The sequence below is a fragment of the Pedobacter agri PB92 genome (assembly GCF_000258495.1).
Taxonomy (GTDB): Bacteria; Bacteroidota; Bacteroidia; order Sphingobacteriales; family Sphingobacteriaceae; genus Pedobacter; species Pedobacter agri.
The window spans coordinates 1-12,291 of sequence record NZ_AJLG01000149.1 but is presented as its reverse complement, the minus strand read 5'-3'; the positions used below and the strand labels follow the sequence as shown (position 1 = coordinate 12,291).

Annotated in this window: 7 protein-coding genes; 4 read left to right on the top strand and 3 right to left on the bottom strand. The window is 37.5% G+C overall.

Annotation, left to right across the window (positions count from 1 at the left end):
* Positions 1-528: 528 nt before the first annotated feature.
* The 4 genes from cobA (at position 529) to ON09_RS18155 (ending at position 6,629) form a co-directional block, all read left to right on the top strand.
* Positions 529-1,320, top strand: coding sequence for a uroporphyrinogen-III C-methyltransferase (cobA, locus tag ON09_RS18170; protein ID WP_010602494.1), 792 nt, complete (start codon positions 529-531; stop codon positions 1,318-1,320).
* A gap of 378 nt (positions 1,321-1,698) precedes the next feature.
* A complete protein-coding gene (locus tag ON09_RS18165) occupies positions 1,699-3,111 on the top strand; it encodes a glycogen synthase (protein WP_010602493.1) in 1,413 nt (470 codons plus the stop codon).
* Between the two features lie 6 nt (positions 3,112-3,117).
* Positions 3,118-4,386 carry a glucose-1-phosphate adenylyltransferase gene (locus ON09_RS18160; protein ID WP_010602492.1) on the top strand — a complete coding sequence of 423 codons (1,269 nt, stop codon included), beginning with the start codon at positions 3,118-3,120 and terminating at the stop codon, positions 4,384-4,386.
* A gap of 458 nt (positions 4,387-4,844) precedes the next feature.
* Complete coding sequence (locus tag ON09_RS18155; protein ID WP_010602491.1) at positions 4,845-6,629, top strand: glycoside hydrolase family 15 protein; 1,785 nt, start codon at positions 4,845-4,847, stop codon at positions 6,627-6,629.
* Positions 6,630-6,880: 251 nt separating this feature from the next.
* On the opposite strand, the gene ON09_RS18150 is transcribed toward ON09_RS18155, so the two are convergent.
* The 3 genes from ON09_RS18150 to ON09_RS18140 all read right to left on the bottom strand — a co-directional run bounded on the left by ON09_RS18150 (position 6,881) and on the right by ON09_RS18140 (position 12,114).
* Positions 6,881-9,070 carry a bifunctional alpha,alpha-trehalose-phosphate synthase (UDP-forming)/trehalose-phosphatase gene (locus tag ON09_RS18150; RefSeq protein WP_039842813.1) on the bottom strand — a complete coding sequence of 730 codons (2,190 nt, stop codon included), beginning with the start codon at positions 9,068-9,070 and terminating at the stop codon, positions 6,881-6,883.
* Positions 9,071-9,256: 186 nt separating this feature from the next.
* Complete coding sequence (locus ON09_RS18145) at positions 9,257-10,615, bottom strand: sensor histidine kinase (RefSeq protein ID WP_010602489.1); 1,359 nt, start codon at positions 10,613-10,615, stop codon at positions 9,257-9,259.
* 89 nt (positions 10,616-10,704) lie between these two features.
* Complete coding sequence (locus ON09_RS18140; protein ID WP_010602488.1) at positions 10,705-12,114, bottom strand: sigma-54-dependent transcriptional regulator; 1,410 nt, start codon at positions 12,112-12,114, stop codon at positions 10,705-10,707.
* Positions 12,115-12,291 lie beyond the last annotated feature (177 nt).

Genomic DNA, 12,291 nt, shown 5'->3' with positions numbered 1-12,291 from the left:
CCAAGCACTAAGATTGCTTCGTGCCTCGCTATGACGAAAATGGGAATGAAAATTTTGAATAGTTTAACCACTTGCTAAGAACTTTTACTCAATATTTTAAGCGCCTTAATTCTAGGCGGTCGTCATTGCGAGGTACGAAGCAATCCAAAAACCATCGCTATTCACACTAAAAAAAGCATTAAGATTGCTTCGTGCCTCGCAATGACGAAAATGGGAATTGAAAATTTTGAATAATTTTAAACTCTTGCTAAGACCTTTTACTCAATTTTTAAGCGCCTTAATTCTAGGCGGTCGTCATTTTGAGGTACGAAGCAATCTAAAACCCTAGCAATTCACCCTAGTATAAGATTGCTTTGTGCCTCGCAATGACGTAAATGGGAGTGGTACCTCGCAATGACGAAGTATGAATGATACTTGGTAACGACGGTTTTACCGTTAATAAATTATTTTAAAATAAATTACTACTATTTCTATAGACTTTATATATTTGTATAATTAATAAATAATCACGAGCTAATATTTTCTGTCATGATTTTAAGTAAAGTAGAAAAAGCGAACATTGAACCAAAAATTACATTAATAGGTGCTGGTCCTGGCGATCCGGATTTATTTAGTTTAAAAGGTGTTAAAGCATTAAAAACAGCTGATGTTGTTTTGTATGATGCAAATGTGAACGAAGCTTTACTGTGTCATGCACCAGATGGTATTCCGAAGGTTTATGTAGGCAAACGTACGGATGATGAAGATTTTTCGCAGGATGCCGTAAATAAATTAATCATTGATTATGCTCTAAACTACGGCCATGTGGTTCGTTTAAAAAGTGGCGACCCGTTTTTTTTCGCTAAAGGTTATGAAGAAATAGATGCAGCAGAGTCGTATAGCATTCCAACAGAAATTATCCCAGGTATCTCAAGTGCGACGGGTGCGCCAAGCTTGCAGAAAATACCGATGATTTATAAAGACTTAAGTGAGAGCTTCTGGGCGGTAACTGGTACAAATTCTAAAGGCGAAATCTCTGAAGATTTATATATCGCTGCCAAAACTAAAGCAACGATTGTAGTTTTGAATGGCATTGAAAAAGTAAAAGAAATTGCTGCAATCTTCCAGGCTGAAAATAAGGGTTTATTGCCTGTAGCTGTGATTCAAAATGGCTCTACGCCTGATGAAAAAATTGTGGTAGGCATTGTAGATACCATTGCCGAAGTAGTAGAAGATAAGAAAATAGAAGCACCTGCTTTGCTTGTGTTTGGAGATGTAGTTTCTTTACATCCGCAATTTCAACCGATTAGAGATTTTTACGAAATTCTTGCCGAAGCGTAATAAGGGTAATAGAATCATATATTTGTTTTGTTGTTAAAAACCGCTGGCGTAAGCTTAGCGGTTTTTTTTGCTTAAATAGTTCCCTGCAGACGAGGTTAAATCTTAAAAAAAATACGTTTGGGTTTTCAACAGACCGTTGTTAAATAAGCCTGATTGAAGTGAATTCCGATTTTTCATCGGGAGATACGGAAAGCAGGGCTGCATGTGCCAAAAGAACTGGAACATTCACTTCCAAAAAAAATGTCTGTCAGTCTGTTTGTTTTGCCGGGATAATTAAGATCATTTGTATGAAAACCACTGCCTAAAAATTAATTTTGAATTATTTTCAAATCAGAAAACAATTACTAACTTAACGAAGTTATCTACACCAAATATTTGATGGAAATTATACATATCAGCGCCGAGTGTTACCCAGTTGCTAAAGTTGGAGGTTTAGCAGACGTTGTTGGGGCCTTACCTAAATACCAAAATAAAATTGGCCACATTGCTAAGGTGGTTGTGCCCGCCTATGAAACTAAATTTATTCGCGAGAGTGAATTCGAAGTGGCTTACGATGCATGGTCAAACTACGGAAACCATCACTTTTCTTACCGCATTTTAAGAGAGAAAACCAATAAACTCGGTTTCGATTTATATATCGTTCACATTCAAGGATTAACCGACAGACCAAATGTTTACGGTTATGCTGATGATACAGAACGGTTTATTGCATTTCAAATTGCTACGCTCGATTGGATGGCACAATGGGAACATCAACCTGATGTAATCCATTGCCATGACCATCATACCGGATTGATTCCTTTTATGGCTTCAAACTGCTTAAAATATCAGCGTCTGAATAATGTTCCAACTATTTTAACGATTCATAACGCCCAGTATCAGGGTCAGTTTGGATGGGATAAATTATACTATTTGCCAGCTTTCGATTTGTGGAAAGGTGGTTTGCTGGGTTGGGAAGATGCCATCAATCCGCTGGCTTCAGCTATAAAATGTGCCTGGAGAGTTACCACAGTTTCACCAAGTTATTTAGAAGAAATGATGAACAATGCCCGTGGACTGGAAAGTTTACTGAGGCAGGAGCAGTGGAAATCTGTTGGGATTTTAAATGGAATTGATACAGAGGTTTGGAATCCGGAAACCGATCCGATGCTATCAAAAAGTTACAATTTAAAAACGGTTGAGGCTGGAAAACTGGCAAACAAAAAAGCTTTATGTGATGTTTTTCAACTAGACGCATCCAAGCCGCTTTTTACTTTTATCGGTAGGCTGGTTGATGAAAAGGGTGCGGATTTATTACCTGATATATTTTACAATGCTTTACAGCAGCATGGCGACAATATTAATGTGCTGGTGCTCGGCTCTGGTGACAACTGGGTGGAAGGAAGGTTAAACCAGCTGAAGGATATTTTTGACGGCAAGTATAATGTTTACATTGGCTACAACGAACAGGTTTCGCACCAGATGTATGCCGGAGCAGATTATCTTTTAATGCCCTCGAGGGTTGAGCCTTGTGGTTTAAATCAACTTTATGCTTTACGGTATGGAACAGTTCCAATAGTTCGCAGAGTTGGAGGATTAAGAGATACAGTGACTGATATTGGCGATGGTGGTTTTGGTTTGTGCCATGATCAAACCAGTATTTGGGATGTAACCCACGCGATCAATAGGGCAGTAGATATTTATAACGATAAAAAAACTTTTAAGGCGGTACGTAAAACCATGATGAAAATCGACCATTCGTGGGATAGGGCAGCGCTGAATTACATAGAATTATACCAAATATTAAAATAGCTTAACATGACTGACAAAGTTTTAGGCGTAATCCTTGGCGGTGGCCAGGGGTCTAGATTATCGCCGCTCACACAAACACGTTCTAAACCTGCAGTTCCAATTGCAGGGAAGTATCGGTTGGTAGACATCCCAATTTCTAATTGCCTTAATTCTGGCATCCACCGTATGTTTGTGCTGACACAGTTTAATTCGGCATCCCTTAATAAACACATAAAAAACACTTATCACTTCAGCCATTTTAGTACGGCTTTTGTTGATATTCTTGCAGCTGAACAAACCGTTCAAAATGCCGGTTGGTTTCAGGGTACTGCAGATGCAGTACGCCAGTGTATGCACCACATCGTTTCGCATGAGTTCGATTACATTCTAATTTTATCTGGAGATCAACTGTACCAGATGGACTTTAAGGATATGATTGAGAAACATATCGAAGCTAACGCTGAAATTACCATTGCTACGATCCCCGTAACGGCAAAAGATGCTACCGATTTTGGTATTTTGAAAGCTGACGAAGAAAATATGATTACTTCGTTTATCGAAAAGCCAAAAACAGGTTTAGAGGATTGGGTTTCTGATACTGGTGCAGAAATGCAAGGCGAAGGACGTAATTTCTTAGCTTCAATGGGTATTTATGTTTTCAATCGTGAATATCTGATTAATATTCTTAATGAAAACGAAGAGGAAAAAGATTTCGGTAAAGAGATTTTGCCAAGAGCCATTACAGAAAGTCGTGTATTAAGCTATCAATATGAAGGTTACTGGACAGATATTGGTAATATTTCATCATTCTTTGAGGCCAACTTAGGCTTAACAGATGAAATACCGAAATTCAATATGTTTGATAGTAATCATACTATTTTTACACGAGCCAGGATGTTACCTCCATCCAAAATCTCAGGGACAACCTTAGAAAAAGCAATTATTGCAGAGGGCTGTATTATTCAGGCGAGTAGAATTGAACATGCGGTTTTAGGTATCAGGGCCCGTATCGGAAAACATACTGTGGTTACCAATACCTACGTGATGGGTAGCGACCGATACCAGACATTAGAAGAAATTGAATTGGAAAACCAGAAAGGTAATTCGCTTATTGGAATTGGAGACCGGTGTTATATCAACAATGCGATCATTGATAAAAACTGTCGCATTGGCAATGATGTTAAAATTAACGGCGGTGCTCACCTTGAAGATGGCGATTTTGAGCTTTACGCGGTTAAAGATGGCATTGTAGTGGTTAAAAAAGGTGCTGTTTTACCAAGTGGCACGGTGATTTAACTTCATTTTATATTTTTATTAAGCCAGTTTGATTCGTTCAGACTGGCTTTTTTGCTTCACCACTCCTTATGAAAGGTCAGGGCAATAAATTCTTCTATACTTTTCGTCTCCTGAAAGAGTAGTTATTAGCCAAATCACCTTTTTTGACAGAGATAGTTTTTTAGAAGTGGAAGCTCAGCATTTCATTGCCGATTTCAGTCCTGCTTTCCGTTGCAATATTTTTACTTCTGTCATTCCGAGGAACGAGGAATCTGTGTCATCGGTTACAGATGCTTCGTGCCTCAGCATGACAGCATATTCGAAGTTGCTGAAAAAAATATTTCCACTCCAATCAGGCTTATTTAATAAAGATTGCTCTTCTCAAAATGCTCAAGTCTTATAAAAAATTAGCTTTTTCACATTCCTGCCAACAATTTACTTTTTAACCTGTTAGGTTATAAACACATACAAAATTGCTTATGGCTGAACAGCACCTTTATCAAACAGGAATAATAGGAAACTGTGCTTTTATGGCACATGTTAATAAAAATACCGATATATCTTGGCTTTGCTGGCCACGTTTCGATAGTCCATTTGTATTTGGAAGTTTATTAGATAAAAAGAAAGGGGGTGAATTTTCAATTTTGCCGCAAGGTGAATATACCTCCACCCAATATTACATCGAAAACACCAATGTTTTAAGAACAGAAATTACGGCAGAAGATGGAAAATATCGTGTAACTGATTTTGCTCCACGATTTCATCTATACGAAAGATATTTCAAGCCATTGATGTTTATCCGAAAAATCGAGCCGTTAAAGGGAAACCCCAGGGTAACCATTAAATGTGAGCCAGTTTGCGACTATGGAAAGAATAAAATGCGTGCAAGTCGGGGCAGCAACCACATCGATTATCATGGTTGCGATGAAAATATCCGTTTGAGCACCAATGTTTCTTTAACCTATATATTGGATGAAAAGGCTTTCGTTTTAAATGAGTCGAAATATCTGATCATGACTTATGGCGAAAACCTGGAAGCACCAATTGTAAGCACTGCAGAAAATTTCCTTCGTGAAACTGTTGCTTATTGGCGATTGTGGATCAAACATTCTTCGATTGCAGGTTTCTACCAACCTTTCGTCATTCGTTCTGCCCTGGTTTTAAAAATACATCAGTACGAAGATACCGGAGCAATCATTGCTGCAAGTACAACCAGCTTGCCTGAGTCTCCAGGTAGTACAAGAAACTGGGATTATCGTTATTGCTGGTTAAGAGATTCTCATTATGTGCTTACATCTCTAAATCACATCGGCCATTTTGAGGAGATGGAAAAGTACTTTAATTATCTATCAGACATTTCTCAGGCAGAAGATGAGCGTTATCAACCTTTATATGGTATAGCTGGTGAAAGAGAAATTATTGAAACTACGCTAGATCATTTGGAAGGATACAAAGGTGAGCAACCAATCAGAATTGGAAACCAGGCTTACGAGCACATCCAAAATGATATTTATGGACAGGTTTTAACTTCTATGTTACCACTCTACACCGACCATCGTTTTGTATTTTCAGAACGTAGTGATTCGGTGAAATGGATTGAAAGTGTTCTATCAAAAATTGAAAGAACAATTGATGAAAAGGATGCCGGTATTTGGGAATTTAGGAATATTGCGAACATGCATTGTTATAGTAACTTATTTCAGTGGGCCGGTGCGCATGCTGCTTTAAAAATGGCTAAAACAATTGGAAATAAGGATTTTGAGGAGCGGGCAAATATTTTAATTGATAAAGCTGCGGCACACATCGAGGCTTGTTACGATCCTGAAAGAAAAGTTTATACCAATGCCGTCGGCAGCACACATTTAGATGCAAGTACTTTGCAATTAATTATGATGGGTTATTTAGATCCGGCATCAGATAAGGCAAAAAATCATTTAATCGCTCTAGAAAAAGAGCTTAAAACTGAAGATGGGTTATTTTACCGCTATTTACATGCTGATGATTTTGGTAAACCAAAAACCACGTTCTTGATTTGTGCTTTCTGGTATGTAGAAGCGCTTGCTTGTGTGGGCAGGGTAGATGAGGCAATTGAAGAATTTGAAAATATCATCAAATACTGCAATCACTTATTACTTTTTAGTGAAGACGTGGATGCTAAAACCGGCAGTCAGTGGGGGAATTTTCCGCAGGCATATAGTCATGTTGGTTTAATGAATGCTGCTTATCGCATCGCGATTAAATTAGATAGACCAGTATTTTTATAAAATTATTCCCGCGGATTGAAGAAGATACACGCAAAATAATCAGCCTATATCCTCTTAAATCCGCGGGATTTTTTTTGATTCAAAGGGCTGTGGAAACACAAACCCCGGCCTGATTTCATGCTTTAAATGTTTTAAATTGGTTTTCTCGTGGTCATCTTTGCGATTTAAGACGCAATCTGATTCCAAATGAAAAGGTTGCCACAGTGATGGAGTATTTCCTCACAATGACAGCCTTCCCAAGAGTTAATCACCTAACTTCTCTCTACAAATTCTTCTTTAACCAAACTCCAAAGCAGTTTTCTAACTTCCTTAAAATCATTCAGATAGTATTTTGCTTCAGATAAATTATTGCCAACCTTTACCGTAATTGCATCATCGGGTAGGGCTTTGAAAATATCTTCATCTGTATGATCATCTCCAAGCGCCATAATAAAATCTGGATGTTTGTCATATAGCCAATTCAGTGCAGCTTTTCCTTTATTTACTTCAATATTTTTAAATTCAATAACCTTGTTTCCCGGCATCAGCTGCAAACCCTTATCAGCAGCTAAAATTTTCATGTGGCTTACAATTTCATTGGCTCGAAGCTCACCTAAACCTTCTTCTGCTTTGCGGTAGTGCCAAACTAAAGAATAACTTTTCTCTTCAATAAATGAGCCAGGGGTTCTATCGGTATAAGTTTCTAGAAGTGTTCTGATTTCGCTTTTCCATTGGTCGGTAAGGAGTGGAAGGGAATTCCATTTATCACCATAGGTTTTTTGCCAGGCGCCATGCTCGGCAATTAAATCAACTTTTAAATGCCCGAACCAGTTTTCCAGTGTTTCATTTCTTCTACCACTAATAATTACCACCTTATTTGCTGCATCCAGTGTTAGGTTTTCAATCAAGTCGTATAATTCATCATCAGGTGATGCATCATCGATATTTCCGGTGAAATCAACTAATGTTCCATCGTAGTCTAAAAATAAAACTCGATTAGTTGTAGTTGCATATTTAGCTGCAATAATTTCGTTTACTGAATTTACCGCATGTTTGGTTTGTAATGATTTTTGAGAATCTTTCACTTCGTTTAGTCTTAAAATAAAATTATTAACCCAATGTTTTACATTGAATTTTTCTACAATTGCCCGCATGGCTTTCATGCGTTGCTGTTGTTCTTCCAGAGGCATCTTTAATGCGGTTACAATCGCTTCCATGATATCGCCAAGATTGTTTGGATTAACAACGAGTGCGTCTGTGAGTTCTTTCGATGCACCGGCCATTTCACTTAATATCAGTACGCCATCATTATCGTTTCTGCTGGCCACATATTCTTTACTCACCAGGTTCATCCCATCTCGCATCGGTGTAACCAGACAAATATCGGCCGATGAATAAAGTGCTGACAAAACTTCAATCGGAAAAGAACGGTAGAAATAATTCACCGGAATCCAATCCATTGAACGGTAGCGGGCATTTAAATTGCCCACAAACTGGTCGATCTGGTCTCTTAATTCGCTATACTGAGGAACATTATCTCTTGATGGAACCACGATCATAAATAATTCAATTTTCCCGATATATTCCGGATGAATTTGTAGAAGCAATTCAAGCGCCTTTAAACGCTCTAAAATACCTTTACTGTAATCCAGCCGATCAATAGAAAGAATAATTTTGATTTCGTCTTTTCCATATTTGAAATGGTCTATTTCTTCGATTACTTCTTGTGTAGAAGTCAACGAAGAAAATTTATCAAAATCGATCCCCATCGGAAATGCTTCGATAACAATTTGCCTTTCGTTGCTGTTCAATACATTTGATGATGAATTTACTGGCAGCAAACGGGTTGCAGTACTGATAAAATGCCGAACATCATCGTAAGTATGGAAACCAATTAAATCGGCACCAATTAAACCATTCAACAATTCTTCCCGCCAGGGAATTAACCTAAAAATTTCGTAAGACGGAAAGGGGATGTGCTGAAAAAAGCCTATCGTTGAACCGGGAAGCTTTTTTCTTAAAATTCCGGGCAATAAAAGTAATTGATAATCTTGAATCCATATTTTATCGGTTCTATTTAGCACCTGCATGGCGCTTTTAGCAAACTTTTCGTTTACTGATTTATAGCAATCCCAATAATTTTGTTCGTAATGTGCATAGGTAACCAAATAATGGAAAACTGGCCACAGCACTTCGTTTGAAAAGCCTTCGTAATATAAATTAATTTCTTCCTGTGTAAGGAAAACAGGATAGAGGTTAAGTGCTCCTAATTTTTGTATCACCTCTTCCTGCCGATCTTCGGGAACTTCGATTCCCGGCCAGCCAATCCAAATGGAATTGCCATTTTTGTACACGTCACCCAGTCCGGTAGCTAAACCACCTTCGCTTGGAATAAACGTATACTCGTTGTTTTCTTCAATGATTTTAACGGGTAGTCTATTCGATATTATAACTGTCTTCATGCTTGTATCTAATGTATTCACATAAATAAAAGCGGCTAAATGTTTTTTTTGTTTGAATTTTGGGGCTAAAAAAACATTCAAATGATTAAAAAGGTTTTAACAAACCAATTAGATATGAAGCTTAATTGAGATTGCTTTTACGTTAAAAAGATGAATTTTTAGGCGAAAAGTTCCTAAACAATCCAGCTATAAATAATTAAATACCAATGAGAAAGTTGTTTGTTCTGTTGGGGCAGAAACCACTTCAATGCTGCCGCGGTGCATTTTCATAATATTGCGACTAATGGTTAATCCAATGCCTGAGCCATTTTTTCGTGTGGTATAAAACGGAACAAAGATTTTTTCCAAATCATCAGCCTCAATACCTTTACCATTATCGGTAACATCAATGTATAGTTTGGTATTTTCTAAACGGTATTTAACAGAAATATAAGGGTTTTCATTTTCCTCGACTGCATAAATACTATTCGTTATCAGGTTAATAAGCACTTGTTCAATCAATTTTAAATCTAATTGAACTGTAATTTTCGATGAAGTTTGCTCTACATTTAAGATCGTATTTTTAGCCTTAGCGAAAGGCTGCATAAGTATTTTGATGTGTTTCAAAATCTCACCAATGGTATGCGATTCCAGGTTTGGCGTTGGCAACTCTGCTATTAATCGATAATCTTTTACAAAATCTAATAATCCTGATGAACGGCGTTTAATAGTTTGCAGTGCAGTTTTCAAATCTTCCATTTCATCGGTGTCCAGATTTTCCCTATCAGTGACCATACTATTAATTGTATCAGAAAGCGAACTTATTGGTGTTATGGAATTTAAAATTTCGTGAGATATCACACCAATTAACCTGTTCCATGCTTCAGTTTCTTTCTGTTCGATTTCATCTTTGATGTTTTGAAAACTGATAATCGTATAGTTTTTTCCATAGAGATTTAGTGGGATCACTTCTGTAGATAGCTGAATTAATTTTTCTTGTATTTTAAGCTCTAGGAAGCGTTTTCCTCCGGACGAAATTTGTTCTACTTCGGTGGTGAAATTTGGAAGATGCTGTTTTAACCGATGCCAATATTTATAGGCAGGAACACCTAATAGGTTTGAGGCCGCCTGGTTAAAAAAGGCAATTTCTTCAATATTTTGTTCTGTTTTTGTGTTGTTTACCACAATCACACCCACAGGTACCTGCTCTAAAATAGTTTTAACTAATTGAAACATGGCCTCTTGTTCCAAACGGATTTGTTTGTGTACCTGGAGGATTTCTCCAAACGATTCATATAATTCTGGAAAACTTCCTTTTGTAGCTTTGTTCTTAAAATTTAGCGTATGGTCTCGGGTTTTTACCGCTAAAATGAAACGCTTGATATCAGAACGGATTTCATTAATGTAGAAGTATAGCGAGATCACTGCGCCTAGCAAAATTAAACCCACGCCAATAATGGTAAACCAAAGCTGGGTGTTTTTAATAAGGTAAAATAATAAGTAACCCAACAAGTTAATGAAGACTAACCTTGATAGTAAACGAAAAGTGAAACGTTTATAAAACATGTTCTAAGGTTAAAGGTAAAAGGTTTTAAGGTGGAGGGTTCTATGCGAAACAAGCCTTTCGCCTTCTACCTTTTCACCATCTGCCTTATTTATATTCCAAATTTTTCTATTCTCCTGTACAAAGCTGCTCTGGTTAAACCCAAATCTGCTGCGGCTTTTGATATATTGCCTTTGTGTTTATCTATGGCTTTTTGCACCATCAATTTTTCCATATCGCCTAAAGCCATTTCATCAGGTATAGCATTATTTTGCGCAAAACGTTGTGGACTTAATTGCAAATCTTGCTCGGTAATTTCATTTCCATCGCTCATAATTACTGCCCGCTCCAACACATGTTGCAACTCCCGCACATTTCCCGGCCAGCTGTAATTTAACAATACATTTTTTGCTTGCGTACTTAAACTTCGTAATTCCTTATGGTATTTGGAACTGAAAACCTGCATAAAATGATTGGCCAAAAGCAAAATATCGGTCCCGCGTTTGCGTAACGGCGGCAATAGCAGTTCAACGGTGTTTATTCTGAAAAGTAAATCCTGCCGAAAGGTATTTTTGGAGACCATTTCATTCAAAGGCATGTTGGTCGCCGTTATTAAACGAACATTTACTTTGCGTTCTTTGCTTTCTCCGAGTCGTGTTACAGTTCTATTCTGTAAAACACTTAATAATTTTGCCTGCAGGGGCAAGGTTAGATTTCCAATTTCATCTAAAAATATGGTGCCGCCATCAGCCAATTCAAATCGGCCGGGTTTGTCTTCTTTCGCATCGGTAAAAGCTCCTTTTACGTAACCAAACAGTTCGCTTTCGAATAGGTTTTCGTTCAGTGAACCTAAATCGACATGCATGAATACCTGGTTTTTGCGTTGCGAGTTACCATGAATTTCATACGCAAAAACCTGTTTTCCAGTTCCATTTTCGCCTAATATTAAAACATTGGCATCAGTAGGTGCAACTTTTAATAAGGTGTTTTGCAAGTTTCTGATTACATCAGCCTCACCAACAATGTGTTCGAAACCTCTCGTCATATCCTTTTGTAAGGATTTATGAATTTTCTCCAGTTTCTTTACCTTTCTGTTTGATTCACGCAGTTTTGACGCAGCGGAGATGGTAGCAAACAATTTTTCGTTTTCCCAGGGCTTAAGAATGAAATCGGTTGCACCTTTTTTAATGGCTTTAACAGCAAGTTCTACATTGCCAAAGGCCGTCATGAGGATTACAACATAATCTTTATCAATAGATAAAATATGTTCCAACCAATATAAACCCTCTCGTCCATCGCTTGCACCTTTTTGATAGTTCATATCAAGCAGAATGATATCAACTTCATTTTTGCTTAATAAAACATTAATCTCCTTAGGCGATTTGCAGGTAATGACCTGTTTAACTTGTTGCTTCAAAAACAAACGAGCACTTAAAAGAATGTCCTCGTCATCGTCGATGATTAAGACTGTGGTGTTTAAACCCCCAGCCCCTAAAGGGGAGCTTTCCTTTCTATCGTTCATATCAAGACGTATTAAGTTTTTTAAATATTACTTTTTATAAGTCGTAAATCCGGTTTGCCATTCCATTTCGCCTGTAACTCACCCTATAGGGAGCTAGGGGTAAATTTCGCATCAAGACGTATTAAGTTTTTAAATATTGCTTTTTATAACTCGTATACCCGTTTTGCTTTTCCATCT

What these genes read in the sequence shown, in the direction of transcription:
- cobA (WP_010602494.1), top strand. Translation starts at nt 529, where the DNA reads ATGATTTTAAGTAAAGTAGAAAAAGCGAACATTGAACCAAAAATTACA.
- ON09_RS18165 (WP_010602493.1), top strand. Translation starts at nt 1,699, where the DNA reads ATGGAAATTATACATATCAGCGCCGAGTGTTACCCAGTTGCTAAAGTT.
- ON09_RS18160 (WP_010602492.1), top strand. Translation starts at nt 3,118, where the DNA reads ATGACTGACAAAGTTTTAGGCGTAATCCTTGGCGGTGGCCAGGGGTCT.
- ON09_RS18155 (WP_010602491.1), top strand. Translation starts at nt 4,845, where the DNA reads ATGGCTGAACAGCACCTTTATCAAACAGGAATAATAGGAAACTGTGCT.
- ON09_RS18150 (WP_039842813.1), bottom strand. Translation starts at nt 9,070, where the DNA reads ATGAAGACAGTTATAATATCGAATAGACTACCCGTTAAAATCATTGAA.
- ON09_RS18145 (WP_010602489.1), bottom strand. Translation starts at nt 10,615, where the DNA reads ATGTTTTATAAACGTTTCACTTTTCGTTTACTATCAAGGTTAGTCTTC.
- ON09_RS18140 (WP_010602488.1), bottom strand. Translation starts at nt 12,114, where the DNA reads ATGAACGATAGAAAGGAAAGCTCCCCTTTAGGGGCTGGGGGTTTAAAC.